We start from the raw sequence: 19,035 nt of genomic DNA, 5'->3' as shown, positions 1-19,035 counted from the left end.
GAGAGGGTTCGGCCGCGTCGAGCAGCCTTGGTGGCAGGCGGAGGTTCAGATTTCGACGATGGTGTGCGCCTGGACGAACGACGCGAGGCGATGCGCGAACTTGGCGGGGCCAGCCATTCCTGACCGCCCAGCCACTGATTTTGTGGTTACTTCCTGGCAGATTTGCCGGCACCAGCGGACGCTGAACTTGCCGCAAGCTCAGCTTCTTTTTCCAACCGCAAAGCGCGCAAGCGCAGTGTCTTTTCCTCGCGCTGCTGAACGACCGCGTCAATCTCGGAGTTGATCCGGTTGCGCGCAAGGGACTGCGACTGCGTCTTGCCAAAGGCTGACTCGGCCTGTTCTCGTGCCTTGCTCTGGGAATCGGTCATGCTTGTTATCCCTAAAGTTTCGAAAGAAGGGCTGAGCGCCACCAACAAAAAAGCCAGGCAAACTGCCTGGCTTTTGTAGTCTCGCGCGCCCTATGACGGTGCCAGTACATCCGTGGTCACCGAAGGGCACAAAGACCGATCAGGCAGCTTGCAGCTGGCCGGCAGACATCTTGCCCGACTTGTTGTCGCGCTCCATCTCGTAGGCGAGCTTCTGGCCTTCGACGATTTCGCGCATGCCGGCCCGCTCTACAGCGGAGATGTGAACGAACACGTCCGGACCGCCGTTGTCGGGCTGAATGAAGCCGAAGCCCTTGGTAGCATTGAACCATTTCACTGTGCCAGTGGTCATAACAAACCCCTTTTCATGGCAATATTCATCGACAGCCAAGCGAGTGCATGGCTGTTTACATCGCGATTTTATTTGAAGGGATGTTCGTTGGCGCACAGTGGTTTTGCGCAATAACAAAAATCGAACAAGCAAATATCGACAGCTGGTGTTTATATTCATTAGCTGCCGCTGTCAATTTTATTATTCTGCTCTCTGAAATGGACCGTTCCACAGGTGGAAATTCCGACTTCGACGGAATGCGCAACTCCATCGAAATCGGCATCCCATCGGCATCCTGTTAACGGTCAAACGTCGGTGTTGAGTGGCAACTTGTCGGTCACGCCAAGTGCGCCCAGCACCGCTACTTCAGCATGACGATGGCTTCGACCTCGAAGAGCATGGGGTCGACGGCAAGCCTGGGGACGGGCACCAGGGTCTGCGCCGGCAGTTTCTCGCCGAACATTTCCTTGACGTTCCTGGTCAGCACCTCGAGCTTGGACATGTCGTGATCGACCACGAAGACCGTGAGCTTGGCGACCTGATCCGGCCGGGCACCAATTCCTTCAAGCGCAGTCGCCAGGTTTGCGTAGGCCTGCTTCACCTGGACGGCGAAGTCGGGCGACAAGGCTCCCGTGCCGTCCTGTCCGCCCTGCCCCGAAATGTAGGCCACCCTGGCTTCGCCGGGCACGATCACCGCCGTGCTGTAGCCGTTCGGCGTCGGGTCATAGAGCTTTGGCGGATTGACGATGGTCAGCTTGAGATCACTCGCTGTCGTCGTAGTGGGAATTGCCATGGTCATGATGATTAGCCCTCCGATAAACAGATGCTTGATTGCGTGCGACATGATTTTCTCTTGGCTCCGCGGACTGAGCACTACGGGCCCCTGCAGCAGGCACGATCGACTTTGGCCCATCGCTCGTACGATGTACCGTGCGGTGTCCAATTCATCGTATGGTACGATGTACGAGTCAACCACCCGGCATCGACATTCCTGACGCTGGCTGCCAAAATCGCGGTTCCGACCAGCGAGGAAGACGAATGGCAGCCAAACGTAGCGGCGCCCAGGGCAAACGATCCCAACCCGGTGAGTTGCCCGAGGCCGTGCCGGAGCCGCGCGGTGAACCGCCTCTCTCCCTGGAACGTATCGTGGCGACCGCGGTGGAACTGCTGGACGCCCAGGGCGTCGACGGATTGACAATGCGTCGACTGGCCGACCGCCTCGGCTCGGGCGTGATGAGCCTGTATTGGCACGTCGATAGCAAAGAAGATGTCTTTGACCTGGCGCTCGACTCAGTGCTCGAATATGGCGGGCCGCCGCAAGCATGTGAGCCTCAGGACTGGCGCGAAGAAGTCGTTGGCGTGCTTGAAGACTGGCGCGCCAGCATGCTGCGCCATCCCTGGTCGGCATCGCTGTTGCCGCGCCGGGCGCTTGGCCCGAACATCCTCGGACGGCTGGAGCTGCTGAGCAAGACCCTGTCCGGGGCCGGTGTAGCGGACGCAGACCTGAACGTCGCGATATGGTCGCTGTGGAACCATGTGATGGGCTCCACCGTCACCCGGGCGAGCTTCGAGCTCTCGGACGACGACAGGGCCGCCGCGCAGCAGCGCCTTGCGCGTCGCAGCGAACGCTACCCGACAATCGAACGCTCTCGTCTGCTGTTGGACAGCGATTGGGATGGCACGTTCCGGAAAGGCCTCGACTTCCTGCTCGATGGCCTCGCCCCGCGAGGATGAACATTCGTCATTTCCCGCATGAGACGGTGGCTAGCGCTGCATGCACCAATTCTTGGGCAGATGCTTTGGCCTAGCCATGGACAGGCCAAAGCGAAGGGCCTCGTCGAGGTCTGGTGTGAGGTATGCCGTCTCCGGGCCGCCACCGAAATGGTTGACCCGATGGCTCCCGCCTCTCTTGCTCATGAGAATTCCAACCAGCCTTAGCTGCTCCTGTACTTCGCGATATCTCATTGGCGGCAACCCCCGATATCCCCCATCAACATTAGTGAGCACTAAAATTACCTGCTGAGCAAGGATTGGGTTAACAAATATTTAATCCTACGGTGTTACGTGCAAGGACATCTCCAACCCCTCTTTCGGCGAGACGACACCACGTTTGATCCATTTCACATGCAATCACGAGCCCGGAGAGGGCTTGCCAGAACCAAAAGGGATAGCTCGGCATCCGCGGGCGCTGCCAACCTTCGGCCGACAGGCAACGCCAAGCTTTGCGGCGAACAGGATCGCGGGCACGAGCCTGGTACATGCCATGCAATCTCCCCGCCCCGATTGGCGTCGGCCGGCGGCGCTATTTGCTTGCTGGGAGGAACCCTGGGGCGACCAATGGGTTGAGGTGATGGAGCGAAGATCCAGAACCACCTTTTCGCTTCATCAGCGGGGCCTGCCGCGACCCCCTCCCGGCAGGCCTTCGCTGTTTCAAGGCGCGAGCGTGCCAGTCAACGTTACGTGAAGAAGCTGTCCGCCCCTCGGATGGTGTGGCAACTACGTCCACGGAAATGATGCCTTGCAGGCTTTGAAGCTGCACGAGCCAACACATCCATGAACTCGACTGGATGCCTTCTCGGGTGATACGCGGACCCGTGTGGACGCCGTCGCCGGGACTTGGGAAATAGCGAGGACGAAATTATCGATAAGCGCATCGATAAATCGCGGATACCTGCCCGACATGCCCTACGGTAATTCTGAACCTGGCCCTGGCGACACAGCCAAGGGCGCTGAACACCGGGCAAATCAAGCCGTCCAGAGCTGTTCAGGGAAAATAAAACCGCTGGATGAAAACCAGCCCCGTGGGGAATTGCCATGATCCGAAACAATGTGAGGAACTCTCTTTCTGCCTGCGCGCTGCTTGCCGCGTGGGGCATCGCAGGCCAGGCGGCCCAGGCGGCCGAAGTGACCGTCGCAGTCGGCGGCGGCGTGATCCAGGAGGTCGGCCGCGAGACGCTGTGGGGGCCGGCGGCCAAGACGCTGGGCGACACCGTGCGCGAGGAAACCATCAACGACGCCTATGCCTCGGTCAAGCTGCAGGCAGCAGCCAATGCCGTGACCTTCGACCTCGTCCAGACCAACGCCTTCCAGGCCGAAAAAGGCGGTCGCGAAGGCCTGTTCATGCCGCTCGACTACAGCGTCATCGACTCGAAGGACTTCATCGAGGGCACGGCGCAGAAATACTGCATCTCGGCGCTGATCTTCTCCTGGGTCATGGCCTGGAACACCGACGCCTACAAGGACAAGGCGCCGCAGACCTGGGCCGACTTCTGGGACGTCGAGAAATTCCCCGGCCGGCGTGCGATGCGCAACGATGCCGAGGCACAGCTCGAGATCGCGCTGCTCGCCGATGGCGTGCCGATGGACAAGGTCTACGAGGTGCTGCAGTCGGAAGGCGGCATGCAGCGGGCGCTCGACAAGATCGAGCAGTTGCGCCCACATATCGCGGTGTGGTGGAATTCGGGTGCCCAGCACGCGCAGCTGATGAAGGACAAGGAAGTGGACATGTCGGTGGGCTGGAACGCCCGTTTCGAGGCGGCCAAGAAGGACGGGGCCAAGATCGACTACACCTTCAACCAGGGCATCATGAGCATGGATTGCTGGGCCGTTCCGGTCGGCGCGCCACATGCCGCCGAAGCGATGAAGATGATCAACGAGATGTCTAAGCCGGAAGCGCAGGCGAAGTTTTCGGTCGGGGTCAAGTATGGTGCCGCCAACAAGCGCGCCTATGAGACCGGGCTGATCCCCGATGACGTGTCAAAAAAGCTGCCGACCTATCCTGAAAACGCTGCGCACCAGCTCGCGCAGCGCAATGAATGGTGGGTTGACCATGTCGGCGAAGCCCAGCTCGGCTTCCAGGAAATGATGTCGCGCTGAGCGCGGCAGGGAACGGCTTGGTTCGAACGACATGACAAGTGCTGCGTTCATTGAAATCCGCAATCTTTCGAAAGCCTACGGATCCTTCCGTGCCCTCAACGACGTCGACCTCGATGTCGGGCGCGGCGAGTTCCTGAGCATTCTCGGCCCCTCGGGCTCCGGCAAGACCACGCTTCTGATGGCGCTTGCCGGGTTCGTCAGGCCCGATCGCGGACAGATCTCTGTCGATGGACGCGACCTTGTCCGCCTGCCCGCCAACAAGCGTGGCATCGGCGTGGTGTTCCAGAACTACGCCCTGTTTCCGCACATGAATGTTGCTGCCAACGTCATGTTTCCCCTGCGCGTCCGCGGTATCGGCCGCGCAGAGGCATCCGAGCGTGCCAGAAAGGCGCTCGACATCGTTGATCTCGCCAGCATGGCTGAACGTGACATCGCCACCCTGTCGGGCGGGCAGAAGCAGCGCGTGGCGCTCGCCCGCGCCGTGGTGTTCGAGCCCCGGCTGATGCTGATGGACGAGCCGCTGTCGGCGCTCGACAAGAACCTGCGCGAGCAGATGCAGTACGAAATCCGCAAGCTGCACGACCGGCTTGGCCTGACCACCGTCTATGTCACGCACGACCAGCGCGAAGCGCTGACCATGTCTGACCGCATTGCCGTGATGCGCGACGGCGTCATCCGGCAACTCGGCACGCCGGCTTCGCTGTATCACCGGCCAACCTCACGCTTCGTCGCCGAGTTCCTGGGCGAGGCCAACATTCTCGAGCTCGACGCGGTGGACAGTTTCGTTGCCCCTGAGCCGGATGTCGGCGGACCGGGCCGCAAGCTGATGATCCGCGCCGAGAGGCTGTCGCTTTCCGATGCCAGCGGCCATGACAACGTGTCACTGGATGGCGTGCTGACGCGCTCTGTGTTCCAGGGCGACAGCTGGCTCATCTCCGTCGCTCTGGCGAACGGCGGAGCCGTCTCGGCGCGCATCGCCGCAGCCGAGGCGGCGAATTTCAGTCTCGAGGCGCTGACCGAAGGTGCGGCGCTGAAGCTGCATGTGCGGCGCGATGCGGTGATCGCGGTGACCGACGCATGAGCGCGCCTGCCATGACCTTGCCGGCGGCAGCCGGTGCCACAGACAACTCGGCCCTGCTGCGGCGCGACGGCATGCTGGCACAGCTTGGCTTTTTTGGGCTCGCGCTGCCGGCGGTGCTGCTGGTGACCATTGCCATCGTCGTGCCGCTCGCCGCCATGTTGTGGATATCGATCGCCCGGCCTGACGGAACTGTGTCGCTCGACACCTATCTCAAGATCATGAGCACGCCGGTCTATACGCGCTCGGTGCTGACGACGTTCCAGGTCAGCGGCATGACGGTGCTGACCTGCGCGCTGTTGGGCACACCATTTGCGCTGGTCATGGCCAGTGTCGGCCGGCGGCTCGCTTCGATCCTGCTGCTGGTTGTGATGCTGCCGTTCTGGACGGCCCTTCTGGTCCGCACCTACGCGCTCTCGGTGCTGTTGCAGCGCAACGGACTGGTCAACAGGTTCCTGACTGACACCGGGCTGGTTTCCGAACCCTTGCCGCTGATCAACAATTTCTTCGGCACCATCGTCGGCATGACCCATGTGATGCTGCCGCTGTTCATCCTGCCTGTCTATGCGGCGATCAAGCAGATCGACCAGAACATTATCCGCGCCGCCGCCAGCCTCGGCGCCAGCAAGCTCCTGACCCTGCGGGCGGTGATCCTGCCGCTGGCCGCCAACGGCATCTTCGCCGGCGCCGTGCTGGTCTTCGTGCTCAGCCTGGGCTTCTACGTCACCCCGGCGATCCTGGGCGGCGGCCGCGTGCCGATGATCTCGACCCGCATCGAGCAGAACGTCTCGGTGCTTTCGGATTGGCCGGCGGCGAGCGCGCTCGGCGTGCTGCTCTTGTTGTCGGTCGGCATGGTGTTTTTCGTTACCTTCCTGCTCCGACGCAGCATCAAGGCCCTGGGGGGCTCGCCCAATGTTTGACGGTTTCGATGTCTCATGGCCGCTGCGCCTGGCGATCGGCATTTTCACCGCGCTGGTGGCGGTGTTCCTGCTTGCACCTTCGCTGATCGTCGTGCCGATGTCGTTCTCGGCGTCCGAACTGCTGCAGTTTCCGCCGAGCGAATTTTCGCTGCGCTGGTGGCAGCAATACTGGCAGTCCGACCTGTGGATGCCGGCGACCAAGACCAGCCTGCTGCTGGCGACTGTCACAGCCGCCGGCGCGGTGCCGATCGCCTTCGCCGCCGCCTACGCCACGACGCGTTCGCTCGGCTGGGCCAAGCTGCCGCTCTACGCCGTACTGCTGATGCCGGCCACGGTGCCGCCCATCCTGGTCGCCATCGGCCTCTTCTTCGTGCTCGCCAGGATGCATCTCGTCGGTTCGTTCCCGGGCTTGTGGCTGGGCCACACGGTGATCGCCATCCCGACCGCTTATGTCATCCTGTCGGCAGGCTTCGCCCGCTTCGATTTCACCCAGGAAAAGGCAGCCCGCAGCCTCGGTGCGGGCTGGTGGAGGTCGATGTTTTCGGTCGTCATCCCGCAGATGCGCTTCTCGCTTTTATCTGCCGCCCTGCTCGCCTTCCTGACGTCGCTCGACGAGGTCATCGTGTCGATGTTCGTCGGTGGCGGCGCCAATACGACGCTGACCAAGGTGATGTTCCTGGGCCTGCGCGACCGTGTCGACCCGCAGGCCGCGGTGATCTCGACGATCTGGATCGTGCTTGTCGCCATCGTCGTCACGGTGGTGTTCGGGCGCCAGCGGCAGGAGCATTCGTGACCGACCGGCGACCAGCTCCGGGCAGGACCGCACGCCCTTCCGCGCCGACAGCTTTTCTGCCAAGCTGATGGCTCGGGCGGTGACAAATCGGTCTCGTGCAGCCCGCCAAGAGTGATGACCATGCCGCTGACAATTGACCGAACGCAACCGAGGGCCGTGGTGTTCGGCTGCGCGGGAACCAGCCTGAACGACGCCGAACGCAGCTTCTTCCGCGCCGCCCAGCCCTGGGGCTTCATCCTGCACAAGCGCAACTGCGCCGATCCGGCGCAGTTGCGCTTGCTGGTGGCCGAGCTGCGCGAAAGCGTCGGCCGCAGCGATGTCCGCGTGATGATCGACCAGGAGGGTGGCCGGGTTGCCCGACTGGCTCCGCCGCACTGGCGCGCCCCGCCGCCGGCCTCGCTGTTCGCTCAGATCGCACGCACCGACATCAAGCGCGCGCTTGACGCCGTCCGGCTCAATGCACGCCTCGTCGCGGCGGAACTGTTCGATCTCGGCATCGACATCAACATCGCGCCCGTGCTCGACCTGCCGATCGGCAAGGGCGACCTGGTGATCGGCGACCGGGCGCTCGGAGACACGCCGGAGATGGCAAGCATTCTCGGCCGCGCCACCTGCGAGGGCTTGCTGGCCGGTGGCGTGCTGCCCGTCATCAAGCACATCCTCGGCCATGGCCGTGCCCGCCAGGACAAGTCCGAGGCGCTGCTGGTGGTCAACGCTTCGCTTGACGAGATGCAGTCGGCCGACTTCGTGCCGTTCCGCTCGCTGCAAGACATGCCTTGCGCCATGGCGGCGCATGTCATCTACCGCGCCATCGACCGCGACGCGCCGGCTACCGCCTCGCGCACGGTCATCGACGAGATCATCCGTGGCATGATCCGCTTCGACGGCGTGCTGATGAGCGACGACGTCTCCGATATCAGCCGTACCCATCCGATCGATGCCCAGGTCAGCGCCACGCTGGAAGCCGGCTGCGACGTCATCCTGCATGGCAGCGGCGACATGGACGAGATGCAGCGCGTCGCCGATGCCGCCATGCCGCTGTCGGAGAATGCCGTCGAGCGCCTGCACCGGGCCAAGCGGATGCGGCGGCGGCCTTCAGCGATCGACCTCGCCGAAACCGCCAGGCGGCTGGAAGACCTGCTCAAGCCGCTCGGGGCGCGGGCGCGCCAATCGGGCACGACACGCTCGTCGGAAATCGTCGGCAACGTCGCCAAGAAGATCGAACGCGACATCGTGCTCGGCCGGATCCTGCCCAAGGAACGCATCATGGAGGACGAGCTGGTCTACGGCCTCGGCGTCAAACGGCACGTCGCGCGCGCCGTGCTGCAGGAGCTGGCACGCACCGGGCTGGTCAAGCTCGAGCCCTATCGCGGTGCGGTGGTTCGCCACCTGTCGCCCGACGACCTCGTCAAGCTGCACGACGTCCGCCAGCTTTTGATCGCCGCCGCGGTGCAGCGCATCCGCCTGCCGGTGTCGCCGATGCTGATGGGCAAGCTCGAAGAGGCCAGGCAACTCCACCGCTCGGCAATTGCGGTCGGCGATCTCGAGCTGGCCTATGTCCAGGACCGCGTCTTCCACGACCTGCTGCTCGAGGCGACCGGCAACGAGTTCATCGCCCGCTCGATCCACGACTGCGATGCCGGGATGCGCAGCATCGACGCCGGCAGCCTGATGACCGACAACCTTGTCGAACCGGCACTCGCCGAGCATGACGAAATGATCAAGGCGCTGGACGACCAGGATCTCGAGCAACTGGGCAAGCTTTGCGCGGCGCATTTCGACCGGCCGTTCGCCCATCACATGGCGAACGGCGTCCGGCACTGATCTCAGAACCTGCCGCTTGCGCCGTTGGCGGCATGGAATGGCGCGCGCCGGTCGTACCAGGGACGTGCCCGCTCGAGCGACGCCGCGAGCTCGATCAGCGTCGCCTCGCCAGCCGGCGGAGCGACAAGCTGGACACCAAGCGGCAGGCCCGAGCGGTCCATCCCGAGCGGCAGCGACATAGCCGGCTGGCCCGAGACGTTGAACGGCATCATGTAGACCGTGTCCTCGCCCATCGCCGAGGCGTCATAGGCGTCGATGTCCTTGGCCATGTCGTAGTAGCCAAGCGGACGGGTGCCCTGCGGCAGGACCGGCAGCAGCACCACATCATAGCGCGAGGTCAGCGTGGCGATGTGGCGGGAATGCCGTCGCATCGCCTCGATGTCGCGGCCGTGCTGGATCGCGCTCATCGCCCGGCCGCGCTCGATCGTCGTCCAGATCGTCGCCGACATGTCGGACGGCTTGTTGGGAATTCCCCGCATCCGGGCGTGGTCGTCGAACTGTGCCGCCGTCTGGACCCGGATCATGCCGGTGTAGGCATGCCACAGGTCCTCGAAGTCATAGTCGAAGTCGAAGGGCTCGACCTCATGCCCGAGCGCGCCGCACAGCCGCGCCGCATCGCAGACAGCCTCGTCGACGACCGCGCCGTTGGCATCGCCGCGCGGGTTGTTGAGGCTGAAGCCGATGCGCAGGCGCCGGTTGACCGGGGCCGTGCTGTCGAGGAACGAGGGACGCTCCCTGATGTAATAGGGCTCGCCCGGATAGCCGCCCTGCAATGCGTCGAGCATGGCCGCGGTGTCGCGCACCGTCCGCGACACGCATGAAGACTGGCCGCCGCCGAACCAGAAGTCGGCCGCCTCCGGCCCCGGCGAAATGCGGCCGCGCGACGGCTTGAGGCCGACCAGCCCATTGATCGCCGCCGGCACGCGGGTGGAGCCCGCGCCGTCGCCGGCATCGGCGAGCGGCAGATAGCCCGCCGCGACCGCGACGGCCGCACCGCCGCTCGAACCGCCGGGTGTCCTCTCGAAAGCCCAGGGATTGCGCGCCGGGCCGTGCATCGGCGACTCGGTGGTCAGCGACCATCCCCATTCCGGCGCGTTGGTCTTGCCGAGCAGGATGAAGCCGGCGTTCTTCGTCCGCTGGGTGATCAGCGAATCCGACTGGGAAACGGTGCCGGCGAAAGACGAGACGCTGTTTGTCGAGGGAACGCCGGCCCACGAGGTGTGCAGGTCCTTGGCAAGATAAGGCACGCCGGCAAATGGCCCGGCGGGCGGCGTGGTCTCGGCCATAGCAAGTGCCTGCTCGAAGCAGCGGATGACGACGGCGTTGAGCGTGCCATCAAGCGCCTCGATACGGGCGATCGACGTCTCGACAAGCTCGCGCGAAGTGACCTCGCGGCGACGCACGAGGTCGGCAAGGCCGAGCGCGTCGTAGTCGTCGAACTCCTTGAACGGACCGATAGGCGAGCGGGACATCGGCATCTCCCGTTCAGATGCCAAGACCGCGCAGGAAGGCGCGGCTGTCGCGGATAACCTCGTCTGCCGGGATTTCCCAGCCAAACAAATGCGACTCATATTCGACCGAGGCCGCGCCGTCATAGCCGAGCCGCCGCAAGGTGTCGGTGACGGCCTTCAGGTCGACTTCGCCGGTGCCAAGCGGCACGCATTTGAAATCCGGGTAGAGGCCGACCGAATCCTTGACATGGTAGTTGCTGATGCGGTCGAACAGCAGTTCCGCCGCCCTGACCGGATCCTCGCCGCGGAGCTGGAAATGGGTCGGGTCGAAGGCGACGCGGACATCGGAACCGGATATCGCCCGGAACAGGTCGAGATATTCGTCAGCCTTGGCGACGATGTGCATCGAGCAACCCTCGATGCCGAACCTGACACCCCGATCCTTGGCGTGATCGCAGACCTCTTCCAGCGCCGCCGCCAGATGCTTGCGCGCGGTGGCAATGTCCATGCCGCCAAAGGCGCGTCCGGTGAAGACCCAGACCACTGGCGCGCCGATGTCGCGCGCCAGGTCCACGGAAGCCTTGAGATAGTCGATGCCGGCGCGGCGTTCCTCCGCCGTCTCCTTGGCGAGATGCAGGCAGGCGCTGAGCGCCGAGATGCTCATGCCGGCGTCTGATATGGCGCGGGCGACATCCGCCCGCCCGGCCGCATCAAGTGCCGGTGTCACATGCGGCACGAAACCTTTGCTCCACAGGTCGCCATTGAGCTCGACCGACTTGTATCCGGCCTGCGACAGCCTGCCCACCAACTCAGTGACGGGCAGCTGGTGCAGGAAGGTGCTGTAGAAGCCAGCGGTGATCATGGCCGGCCTGCCTTGGCCTCGAAGTCGGGAAACGCGAAGGGCGCATCGTCGGCCAGCGGCAACGACACCCAGGAGCGGGCGATCTGCGAGCTGTAGGCGGCATGCACCAGCTCGGTGGCACGGGCGCCGTCGAGGCCGGTGGCGCCGATGCCGTCGCGGGTGCCGGAGAGGATTTCCTCGGCCATGCCGGCGAGCTGCTCGGCATAGGTTTCCCACTCGTTGCGCGGCGGCCAGATCGACAGCCAGCCGTCCCAGGCATGGCGGTTCTGCTTGGAGCGCGCGGTGGGGTAGACGGCCTTGCGGATCTCTTCCGGCAGCTCGTTCATCGGCACGGTGGTGTTGATGGCGAGCGGCACGTCGAAGAAGGGCGAACCGGCATTGGTCCAGAACGACAGCGAGCCCTTGGTGCCGTAGAGCTCGGTGGCGTCGCCGAGCACCGGCGAATAGCGGTCGGCGATGAAGGAGCCGCGCGCGCCCTTGTTGGTGCGGACCATGAGGTGGACGTTGTCGTCGACGACAGGCGGTATGACGCAGTGGCTGACATCGGCCACGACCTCGGCATAGTCGTCGTCGAGCAGGTAGCGGAGCATGTCGAAGCGGTGGATCAGGTTGTCGTTGGTGGTGGCGCCGCCCGACTTTTCGAGATCCCAGCGGAAGTTTGTGCCGTCGACCCAATTGTCCCACTTCGCCGAGAACACGGTGCGGAACGAAAACACCTCGCCGATCAGGCCGGCGTCGATGGCGAGCTTGGCCAGGCGGATCTGGTTGAGGTAGCGCTGGTTGAAGCCGGTCTTGAGCACGATCTTGTGCTCCTCGGCGATCCTGGTCATGGCGAGCGCGTCGGGATAGGTGACAGCCAGGGGCTTCTCGCACAGCACATGCTTGCCGGCGCGGGCGCAGGCTTCGAAATCGCGGCGATGCAGGTTGTTGGGCGTCGCCATGATGACGATGTCGACGGACGGGTCGGCAAGCATCTTGTCCAGGCTGGTATAGATGTTCGCTCCGCCATAGGCCTCGGCCAGCGTCCTGGCGCGTGCCTCGTCGATGTCGCACACCGCGGCGAGCCTGGTGGAGGCACCAGCCGCCACGGCCGGCGCATGGCCGTCGTGGACAATATTTCCGGCCCCGTAGAGGCCCACTCCCAATTGACGTGACATGACAGTCCTTCCGCTTTTTTGGCCGCAGGCCGGCATTCCCGCCCGACGGGTCGAGCAAGCGCATGCCGGTTTGGACCGGGCTTTCAGTTGAGGTTTGGCGTGGCGCTCAGCGCGCCGCGATGACGGCGATCTCGACCAGGTTCTTCGGCCGTGCCAGCGGCGAGCCGACGGTCGCACGCGCGGGCGTGTTGCCCTTGGCGACCCAGGCGTCCCAGACAGCGTTCATCTCCTCGAAGGTCGCGACGTCGGTCAGCCAGATGTTGGCCGACAGGATCTTCGATTTGTCGGTGCCGGCTTCGGCGAGGTAGGTGTCGATCTTGTCGAGAACCTGCCTGGTCTGTTCGGCGACCGAAGGCACCGGGTCCGTGGCTGTCTGGCCGGCGAGATAGACCGTGTCGCCATGGATCACGATCTGGGACATTCGTTCGCCCTGGCGCAGCCGTTCAATCGTCGTCATTTTGTGTTCTCTTTCATTATTTGCCGGAAGTCGTTGGCTCCGGTGATCAGGAAATTGTTGGCGTGTTCGTAGAGGAAGCGGCATCCGCCAGCGACGAAGGCGGCAACGGTGTCCCGCGTCACCAGCGTCCCCGGCACCTTGCCGGCGGCGCGGATCCTGGCGGCGCAGGACAGCACGAGCTGCTTGACGTCGGGGTGGTGGGTCTGCCCGTTCAGGCCCATCGAATGCGACAGGTCGTTGGGACCCATGAAGAACACGTCGATGCCCTCGACCGCGACGATCTCGTCGAGGTTGGCGACTGCCTCGAGCGACTCGATCATCGCCACCACCACAGTGTCCTCGTGGTTCTGCGGCCGGGCCCGGCGCACGGCGGCAACGATGCTGCGGGCGGCGTCGGCATCGTCGACATGCGGCACGATCAGGCCGCCGGCGCCAGCGTCGAGGTAGCGGGTCAGCAGATGGTCGAGATTGGCCTCGGGCCGGACGATGGACTGCAGGCCGGCGGCACGCGCGGCGCGGCACATGTCCTGCACTGTCTGGATCGAGGCGGTGCCGTGTTCGCAGTCGATGAACACGCCGTCGACCCCAAGCTTGCCGAGAAACTCGGTCAGGGCCGGCGAGGGATGGTCGGGATTGACGACGACGACCGGCTCGTCGCGCTGAAGGCGCTGCTTGAACGGATTTGGCATGATGCGCCCCTCAGCCGATGGCGATGGAAAAGACATGGCCGATGCCACGGGGAAGCGGATGCGAGCGCCAGCTGTCGCCGGCATCCTCGCTCAGGAAGACATGGCCGAACTTGTCCGAACAGACGAGCCGCCGCGGATCGGCCGCATCGACAACCATGGCGAAGACGGTGCTCTTGAGCGGCGCGCCGAGGTCCAGGCGATGGAAGCTCGCGCCGCCGTCCGTCGAGCGGAAGAAGCCGCCGAGGTCGCCGTCGAAGTCGTTGCCGGCCCCGAGATAAAGTGTATCGGCGGGCCCCTGGCCGAGGACGCGGCAATAGGAGCCCTTTTCGCGCAGCGGCGGCACCGGCAGCTTGCTCCAGCGGCGACCATTGTCGCTGCTCTGGAAGGCGCCGACGCGCGTCGTCACCGACACCTTGCCCTCGCCATCGACGAGCACCGAATGCAGGTCGACGGCATCCTCGACGACATAGAGGCCGTCGAGCGCCTGGCGCCAGCTGCGGCCGCCGTCTTCCGACATGATCAGGCCGCCGATCTCGATGCTGGCGTAGATCCGGTCGGTATTGGTGGGGTCGACGGCGATGCGGGTGATGCGCCGCGGCATCCCAGCTGTAATCGCGGGATAGCCGACGGTGACATCGAGGTCATGCCATGTCCGGCCATTATCGGTCGACTTGAAGATCGCCGTCGGCTCGTAGCCGGCAAAAAGCGTGTGCGGCTCGTGCGGATGGCGGGTCAGCGACCACACCGCGAACTCCGGCTTCGGCGCGTCGAGCCGGGTCCAGCTGTCGCCATGGTCGGCGCTTGCAAAGATGCCGTCCTGCGTGGCGGCAAACACCTCGCCAGGACGCCTGATATCGGCGAGCAGGGCGAATGTCTGCGGCGCATTGGGAAAGCCTGATTCACTCCGCTCCCAGGCGCCGCCGTTTCGGCTTCGCAACAGGCCGGAGCTCATGAAGCGGCGGGGATCGGTGTCGCCGGCGAGCCCCGCATAAAGGGTGGTGGTCATGATCGTAGCCGCGGCCAGAGTGAAGGGTCAGTAGCTTTCGGGGTCAGTCGAATAGTCGACGACAGGCGCGTCCTTGACCCCGAAGGCCATCGCGAGCGCGCGGATGCCGTTGTGCTCGTGCGCCGGCTTGATCGAATGCCGCGCATTGGGCGGGATCTTGACCAGGTCGCCGGGGCCGATCTCGCGGGTTTCGTCCTCGATGGTCATCAGCGCGCGGCCGGAGAGCATGAAATAGAACTCGTAGGTCGGGTGGTGGTGGGTGTTGACCTCGCCGCCGGCGCGGATTTCGAATTCGCTGATCAGCTCGAGATGGCCGCCCAGCGTCTCCTCCCGCATCTCGCGCGGCGGCACCAGCCACCACACCGGCGTCGTGCCCTGGTGCTCGAGTGTCGGTCGCGTGAAATCGCTCGAGCGGATGTCCATCGGAGCGCCCCTTTAGCCGGCCAATGCTGATCTTGTTGTCTGGGCCTCGACGGCCCTGCGATGGATCGGACCTTACGAACGGCCCCCGGCGCTGGCCAGAAAAGGGTTATCGCCAACTTTATTGATAAGCCGTACCGCGCTCGGGCGACGCCCGAAGGCGGCCTGCGAATCCTCTCCACTTCCCGGCGCCCGTGCCTTGTGGTCGCGCTTCATCCTCGACGCATGAATTCTGGTGTGTCATTCTCATGTTTCTTCGGCGCTTTTCTTGATTAAAGTAGTCAACAATGTTAGAGGCCCGACACGACACCTGCCTTTGAGTCATTTGCGTTGCGATCGGAGACTGCGGACATGAGAAGCATCTGGGGCATCACAAGCACCGGGACGGCTTTCGGGTCGCAAGCTCCGCAGCGGGCCGGACGCATCATCGCAACGGCGCTGTACATCGCGCTGAGCACCGGCGCGGCATTCGCCCAGCAGGCTGCGCCGGCGACGGTTGAGCCTGCAGCCCCGACAACGACTGCACCGGTGGCTCCAGCAAATCAGCCGGCGGCAGCTACGCCGGCCGATGCTTCCAATGCCGCCACGGGCTCCGGCACACCCGCCGCCGAGCCGACGCAGCCAGGCGGCAACGTCGCAGCACAGCCCGGCGCAGTTGCCAGCGAACCGGCAGCCACCGGCGCCGCGCCGAGCGCCGCTTCAACGCCCATCGACACGACCGTCGGCGCGCCTGCCGGCACCGACGTTCCCAAGAGCCTGTTGCCGCACGACCTGTCGCCCTGGGGCATGTTCATGGCCGCCGACTGGGTGGTCAAAGGCGTGATGATCGGCCTTGCCTTCGCCTCGCTGATCACCTGGACCGTCTGGCTTGCCAAGTCGCTCGAGATCGCCGCAAGCAAAGCGCGGCTGAAGAAGGCGCTGCGCGGCATCCTCCACGCCCGCAGGCTCGCCGACGCTTCCCAGGCTCTCGGCGACCGCGCCGGCATCGGCAGCGTGCTCGTTCGCGCCGCCGTCGAGGAGTTCGAGATGTCGGGCCACGAATTCGGCCAGGGCGACGCCTCGGGCATCAAGGAGCGCGTCGAGTCGCGGCTGATGCGCATCCAGGCGCAGGCCGGCCGCCGCCTCAGCCGCGGCACCGGCGTGCTCGCCACCATCGGTTCGACAGCACCCTTCGTCGGCCTGTTCGGCACCGTCTGGGGCATCATGAACTCGTTCATCGGCATCTCGGAATCGCAGACCACCAATCTGGCGGTCGTGGCACCAGGTATCGCCGAAGCGCTTCTCGCCACCGCCGTCGGCCTGATCGCCGCCATCCCGGCGGTGGTGATCTACAACGTCTTCGCCCGCTCGATCACCGGCTACCGCCAGGGCCTTGCCGATGCGGCAGCGGGCGTGCAGCGCCTTGTCAGCCGCGATCTCGACCGCCAGACGCAGCGCGCCGAGCGCTCGCAGCCGGCGAATGAAGCCTTGCGCGGCAACGGGCGCATCGCGCCCGCCGTCGCTGTCTAGGAGATCGAGCCATGGCCGGCGGCATCAGACAGCAGGTTGACGACGACGATCTCCAGGAGAACCACGAGATCAACGTGACGCCGTTCATCGATGTCATGCTGGTGCTGCTGATCATCTTCATGGTGGCGGCGCCGCTGGCGACGGTCGATGTCAATGTCGACCTGCCGGCGTCGACGGCAACCGCGACGCCGCGCCCCGAGGAGCCGCTCTACGTGACGCTGAAGGAAGACCTCAGCATCTCGATCGGCCAGGATACCGTTGCCCGGACCGCCTTCCAGCAGCAGCTCGACGCTGCCGCCAAGGCCGACAAGGAAACCCGCATCTTCCTGCGCGCCGACCGCGGCGTCGACTATGGCGAGCTGATGGAGGTGATGAACCTGATGCGCGGCGCAGGCTACCTCAAGATAGCACTTGTCGGGCTGGAGCAGGTACAGGCCACCCCGCCCGCGACCACCGAGGGTCAACCGCAATGAGCGCGGCAATTCACGAACAGTTCAGCTTCGGCGGCATCAGCCGCAGCGAAGCTCTGCTGTGGTCGACGGCGGCGGCCGTCATCCTCTCCGTCCACATGGCCGGTGCCTGGTATCTCAACCAGCAGCCGCCAATGATGATGGAAGACATGCAGGCGCAATCCGCCGTGATGATCGACCTCGCGCCCATGGCCATGGCTCCGGAAGCCGTGCAGCAGGACACGACCGATTTGGTCGACAGTACCCCTTCGGAACAGGTCGAGGAGCCGACGGAGACGGTCACGCCCGACCCGATCGAACCGGTAACAGAGCCGGTCGCAGAACTGACGCCGGAGCCACTGGAAGAAGTCACCGAGGCCGAGCCGATCGAGGAAGTGATCCCCGACCTCGTCGAGGCAACGCTGCCCGAGGTGGCGATGGCGATCCCCGAACCGCGCCCCGAGATCAAGAAGCCGAAGCCCGTGGAAAAGCCGGTTCGCGAAAAGAAGCCGGTGCAGAAGAAGCTCGAGCCGGTCAAGGAAGCCAAGGTCGAGAAGAAGCCGGCGCCGAGCGCTCCTGCCGCGAAGAAGTCGGCGCAGAATGCCGACAGCGTACGCGCACCCGCGCCCGGCCAGGGCGGTGGCAAGGCGATGTCGCCGGCGCGCTGGCAGTCGCGCGTGTTTGCCCACCTGAACAGGCATAAGCCGCGCAACGTGCGCAACCGGGGCGTTGCGGCCGTGCAGTTCTCGTTCAACGCTGGTGGCGACATCCTTTCGGTGCGGCTGATCAATTCATCGGGCGACCCGGCACTGGACGAAGCCGCCGTCAGCCTGGTGCGCCGGTCGTCGCCGATACCGGCGCCGCCGCCGGCGGTGCCGACGAGCATCGTGGTGCCGATCGATTTCAAGCGCTAACAGCCGCCTGCCCCCAATGGCTACAGGGGCAGGCGCCCGCGTCACCGCAACCGTCGCGATTCACAGCCAGCCGGCATGGCCGGTTGGCGATCGGCTTTGCCCCTGCGAGCAGCATGTGCTGTTTCTGCTACACCCGTAAAACTTTCTTGCTGCGACAATTGATGCGGGTCGCCATCTGGCCGTCGCCGTTAGTCCAGCAGAATCAAACACTAAACATGATAAAAACAGGAAGGTTTTAGACCGGACCCCCGACTACGCCTTGCATTTCCCTAACGTGTTGGGGTTGCAGGCACTTTTTTGATGGCCTATCGAACCTCTGTCGCGGCGCCTCCCAAGCATGCGCGATCGGAACTGGTGCAAAACAAGAGTGAAAAAAATGGCACTCACCAGGCTGATGACCAGCTTTGCTACGTTGCGTCCGCGCATCGAGGCGCTGACGCGCGGCCGCGTCGGCTGCAGCGCGACCGCCGAGGACATCGTTCAGGATACGTGGATCCGGCTGTCCAATGTCCGCCACGACGACGCCATCGACAACCACGCTGCCTTCACCATGCGGGCGGCGAAGAATGCCGCCATCGGACACTTCCGCAAGCAGCAGCGGCGCAACGAGATCGACGCCGAGGTCAACGAGCTGCTGTCGTCGTCGGTTGATGAAATCTCGCCCGAACGCATCGTCATGGGCCGCGACATGCTGCGCGCCGTCGACAAGGCATTGCAGACGATGCCGGAAAGAAGCCGGCGCATCTTCCTGATGAACCGCGTCAACAGCATCTCGCACCGCGAGATCGCCCGCCAGCTCGGCATCAGCGACGAGGCCGTCTACTATCATATCCGGCGCGTAGTCGAACGCCTCGCTGAGTTGCGCGACAGCAACGGCTGACCCCGCAACAAGATTTATTTTGCCGTGACGCTTAGGCGTGGTGCCATCTCGCGT

The 19,035-nt window shown here is 64.5% G+C and carries 21 protein-coding genes; 11 read left to right on the top strand and 10 right to left on the bottom strand.

Going from position 1 to position 19,035, the window contains the following annotated elements:
- Positions 1-146: 146 nt before the first annotated feature.
- Positions 147-368 carry a hypothetical protein gene (locus J1C56_RS21695; RefSeq protein ID WP_214392137.1) on the bottom strand — a complete coding sequence of 74 codons (222 nt, stop codon included), beginning with the start codon at positions 366-368 and terminating at the stop codon, positions 147-149.
- Between the two features lie 139 nt (positions 369-507).
- Complete coding sequence (locus J1C56_RS21690; RefSeq protein ID WP_214392136.1) at positions 508-717, bottom strand: cold-shock protein; 210 nt, start codon at positions 715-717, stop codon at positions 508-510.
- 47 nt (positions 718-764) lie between these two features.
- On the opposite strand from J1C56_RS21690, the gene J1C56_RS21685 reads away from it, so the two are divergent.
- Complete coding sequence (locus tag J1C56_RS21685; protein WP_214392135.1) at positions 765-998, top strand: hypothetical protein; 234 nt, start codon at positions 765-767, stop codon at positions 996-998.
- Positions 999-1,057: 59 nt separating this feature from the next.
- Here J1C56_RS21685 and J1C56_RS21680 read toward each other — a convergent pair whose 3' ends face one another.
- On the bottom strand, positions 1,058-1,540 hold the full coding sequence (locus J1C56_RS21680; RefSeq protein WP_214392134.1) for a RidA family protein: 483 nt from the start codon (positions 1,538-1,540) through the stop codon (positions 1,058-1,060).
- Between the two features lie 194 nt (positions 1,541-1,734).
- On the opposite strand from J1C56_RS21680, the gene J1C56_RS21675 reads away from it, so the two are divergent.
- From J1C56_RS21675 to J1C56_RS21650, 6 genes are all read left to right on the top strand, one after another.
- On the top strand, positions 1,735-2,430 hold the full coding sequence (locus J1C56_RS21675) for a TetR/AcrR family transcriptional regulator (RefSeq protein ID WP_214392133.1): 696 nt from the start codon (positions 1,735-1,737) through the stop codon (positions 2,428-2,430).
- A 1,080-nt stretch (positions 2,431-3,510) separates the two neighbouring features.
- Positions 3,511-4,572 (top strand): ABC transporter substrate-binding protein, encoded by a 1,062-nt coding sequence (locus tag J1C56_RS21670; RefSeq protein WP_214392132.1) that lies wholly within the window; start codon positions 3,511-3,513, stop codon positions 4,570-4,572.
- 31 nt (positions 4,573-4,603) lie between these two features.
- Positions 4,604-5,653 carry an ABC transporter ATP-binding protein gene (locus tag J1C56_RS21665; protein ID WP_214392131.1) on the top strand — a complete coding sequence of 350 codons (1,050 nt, stop codon included), beginning with the start codon at positions 4,604-4,606 and terminating at the stop codon, positions 5,651-5,653.
- Entirely contained in the window at positions 5,650-6,570 is a 921-nt protein-coding gene (locus J1C56_RS21660) for an ABC transporter permease (protein ID WP_246591697.1), read from the top strand. The genes J1C56_RS21665 and J1C56_RS21660 overlap by 4 nt, the downstream gene beginning before the upstream one ends.
- Positions 6,563-7,363, top strand: a complete 801-nt coding sequence (locus J1C56_RS21655; RefSeq protein ID WP_214392130.1) for an ABC transporter permease — start codon at positions 6,563-6,565, stop codon at positions 7,361-7,363. The genes J1C56_RS21660 and J1C56_RS21655 overlap by 8 nt, the downstream gene beginning before the upstream one ends.
- Before the next feature lie 120 nt (positions 7,364-7,483).
- Positions 7,484-9,187: a glycoside hydrolase family 3 N-terminal domain-containing protein gene (locus J1C56_RS21650; protein ID WP_214392129.1), complete on the top strand. Its 1,704-nt coding sequence runs from the start codon at positions 7,484-7,486 to the stop codon at positions 9,185-9,187.
- Positions 9,188-9,189: 2 nt separating this feature from the next.
- Here J1C56_RS21650 and J1C56_RS21645 read toward each other — a convergent pair whose 3' ends face one another.
- The 7 genes from J1C56_RS21645 to J1C56_RS21615 form a co-directional block, all read right to left on the bottom strand.
- Positions 9,190-10,659 carry an amidase gene (locus J1C56_RS21645; RefSeq protein ID WP_214392128.1) on the bottom strand — a complete coding sequence of 490 codons (1,470 nt, stop codon included), beginning with the start codon at positions 10,657-10,659 and terminating at the stop codon, positions 9,190-9,192.
- Positions 10,660-10,672: 13 nt separating this feature from the next.
- Positions 10,673-11,500 carry a sugar phosphate isomerase/epimerase family protein gene (locus J1C56_RS21640; protein ID WP_214392127.1) on the bottom strand — a complete coding sequence of 276 codons (828 nt, stop codon included), beginning with the start codon at positions 11,498-11,500 and terminating at the stop codon, positions 10,673-10,675.
- On the bottom strand, positions 11,497-12,657 hold the full coding sequence (locus tag J1C56_RS21635) for a Gfo/Idh/MocA family protein (protein WP_214392126.1): 1,161 nt from the start codon (positions 12,655-12,657) through the stop codon (positions 11,497-11,499). Before J1C56_RS21635 ends, J1C56_RS21640 begins: the two co-directional genes overlap by 4 nt.
- A 106-nt stretch (positions 12,658-12,763) precedes the next feature.
- Positions 12,764-13,114 carry a RidA family protein gene (locus tag J1C56_RS21630; RefSeq protein ID WP_214392125.1) on the bottom strand — a complete coding sequence of 117 codons (351 nt, stop codon included), beginning with the start codon at positions 13,112-13,114 and terminating at the stop codon, positions 12,764-12,766.
- The gene (locus J1C56_RS21625) at positions 13,111-13,803 is read right to left on the bottom strand and encodes an HpcH/HpaI aldolase family protein (RefSeq protein WP_214392124.1); all 693 of its coding nucleotides are present in this window, start codon (positions 13,801-13,803) and stop codon (positions 13,111-13,113) included. Before J1C56_RS21625 ends, J1C56_RS21630 begins: the two co-directional genes overlap by 4 nt.
- Before the next feature lie 10 nt (positions 13,804-13,813).
- Positions 13,814-14,809, bottom strand: coding sequence for a sialidase family protein (locus J1C56_RS21620; protein WP_214392123.1), 996 nt, complete (start codon positions 14,807-14,809; stop codon positions 13,814-13,816).
- Positions 14,810-14,836: 27 nt separating this feature from the next.
- Positions 14,837-15,232 (bottom strand): cupin domain-containing protein, encoded by a 396-nt coding sequence (locus J1C56_RS21615; RefSeq protein WP_214392122.1) that lies wholly within the window; start codon positions 15,230-15,232, stop codon positions 14,837-14,839.
- A 348-nt stretch (positions 15,233-15,580) separates the two neighbouring features.
- Between J1C56_RS21615 and exbB the strand changes: the two genes are divergently transcribed.
- From exbB to J1C56_RS21595, 4 genes are all read left to right on the top strand, one after another.
- A complete protein-coding gene (gene exbB, locus J1C56_RS21610; protein WP_214392121.1) occupies positions 15,581-16,738 on the top strand; it encodes a tonB-system energizer ExbB in 1,158 nt (385 codons plus the stop codon).
- Positions 16,739-16,749: 11 nt separating this feature from the next.
- Positions 16,750-17,211: a TonB system transport protein ExbD gene (exbD, locus tag J1C56_RS21605; protein ID WP_214392120.1), complete on the top strand. Its 462-nt coding sequence runs from the start codon at positions 16,750-16,752 to the stop codon at positions 17,209-17,211.
- Positions 17,208-18,101 carry an energy transducer TonB family protein gene (locus J1C56_RS21600; protein WP_214392119.1) on the top strand — a complete coding sequence of 298 codons (894 nt, stop codon included), beginning with the start codon at positions 17,208-17,210 and terminating at the stop codon, positions 18,099-18,101. Before exbD ends, J1C56_RS21600 begins: the two co-directional genes overlap by 4 nt.
- A 376-nt stretch (positions 18,102-18,477) precedes the next feature.
- Positions 18,478-18,981: an RNA polymerase sigma factor gene (locus tag J1C56_RS21595; protein WP_214392118.1), complete on the top strand. Its 504-nt coding sequence runs from the start codon at positions 18,478-18,480 to the stop codon at positions 18,979-18,981.
- The last annotated feature ends 54 nt before the right edge of the window (positions 18,982-19,035 follow it).

Origin of the sequence: Aminobacter anthyllidis (assembly GCF_018555685.1) — a bacterium.
Classification (GTDB): domain Bacteria; phylum Pseudomonadota; class Alphaproteobacteria; order Rhizobiales; family Rhizobiaceae; genus Aminobacter; species Aminobacter anthyllidis.
This window is presented reverse-complemented; position numbering and strand designations above follow the sequence as displayed.

Excerpts from the sequence above, each read along its gene's own strand:
- J1C56_RS21695 (WP_214392137.1), bottom strand. The coding sequence starts at position 368 with ATGACCGATTCCCAGAGCAAGGCACGAGAACAGGCCGAGTCAGCCTTT.
- J1C56_RS21690 (WP_214392136.1), bottom strand. The coding sequence starts at position 717 with ATGACCACTGGCACAGTGAAATGGTTCAATGCTACCAAGGGCTTCGGC.
- J1C56_RS21685 (WP_214392135.1), top strand. The coding sequence starts at position 765 with ATGGCTGTTTACATCGCGATTTTATTTGAAGGGATGTTCGTTGGCGCA.
- J1C56_RS21680 (WP_214392134.1), bottom strand. The coding sequence starts at position 1,540 with ATGTCGCACGCAATCAAGCATCTGTTTATCGGAGGGCTAATCATCATG.
- J1C56_RS21675 (WP_214392133.1), top strand. The coding sequence starts at position 1,735 with ATGGCAGCCAAACGTAGCGGCGCCCAGGGCAAACGATCCCAACCCGGT.
- J1C56_RS21670 (WP_214392132.1), top strand. The coding sequence starts at position 3,511 with ATGATCCGAAACAATGTGAGGAACTCTCTTTCTGCCTGCGCGCTGCTT.
- J1C56_RS21665 (WP_214392131.1), top strand. The coding sequence starts at position 4,604 with ATGACAAGTGCTGCGTTCATTGAAATCCGCAATCTTTCGAAAGCCTAC.
- J1C56_RS21660 (WP_246591697.1), top strand. The coding sequence starts at position 5,650 with ATGAGCGCGCCTGCCATGACCTTGCCGGCGGCAGCCGGTGCCACAGAC.
- J1C56_RS21655 (WP_214392130.1), top strand. The coding sequence starts at position 6,563 with ATGTTTGACGGTTTCGATGTCTCATGGCCGCTGCGCCTGGCGATCGGC.
- J1C56_RS21650 (WP_214392129.1), top strand. The coding sequence starts at position 7,484 with ATGCCGCTGACAATTGACCGAACGCAACCGAGGGCCGTGGTGTTCGGC.
- J1C56_RS21645 (WP_214392128.1), bottom strand. The coding sequence starts at position 10,659 with ATGTCCCGCTCGCCTATCGGTCCGTTCAAGGAGTTCGACGACTACGAC.
- J1C56_RS21640 (WP_214392127.1), bottom strand. The coding sequence starts at position 11,500 with ATGATCACCGCTGGCTTCTACAGCACCTTCCTGCACCAGCTGCCCGTC.
- J1C56_RS21635 (WP_214392126.1), bottom strand. The coding sequence starts at position 12,657 with ATGTCACGTCAATTGGGAGTGGGCCTCTACGGGGCCGGAAATATTGTC.
- J1C56_RS21630 (WP_214392125.1), bottom strand. The coding sequence starts at position 13,114 with ATGACGACGATTGAACGGCTGCGCCAGGGCGAACGAATGTCCCAGATC.
- J1C56_RS21625 (WP_214392124.1), bottom strand. The coding sequence starts at position 13,803 with ATGCCAAATCCGTTCAAGCAGCGCCTTCAGCGCGACGAGCCGGTCGTC.
- J1C56_RS21620 (WP_214392123.1), bottom strand. The coding sequence starts at position 14,809 with ATGACCACCACCCTTTATGCGGGGCTCGCCGGCGACACCGATCCCCGC.
- J1C56_RS21615 (WP_214392122.1), bottom strand. The coding sequence starts at position 15,232 with ATGGACATCCGCTCGAGCGATTTCACGCGACCGACACTCGAGCACCAG.
- exbB (WP_214392121.1), top strand. The coding sequence starts at position 15,581 with ATGAGAAGCATCTGGGGCATCACAAGCACCGGGACGGCTTTCGGGTCG.
- exbD (WP_214392120.1), top strand. The coding sequence starts at position 16,750 with ATGGCCGGCGGCATCAGACAGCAGGTTGACGACGACGATCTCCAGGAG.
- J1C56_RS21600 (WP_214392119.1), top strand. The coding sequence starts at position 17,208 with ATGAGCGCGGCAATTCACGAACAGTTCAGCTTCGGCGGCATCAGCCGC.
- J1C56_RS21595 (WP_214392118.1), top strand. The coding sequence starts at position 18,478 with ATGGCACTCACCAGGCTGATGACCAGCTTTGCTACGTTGCGTCCGCGC.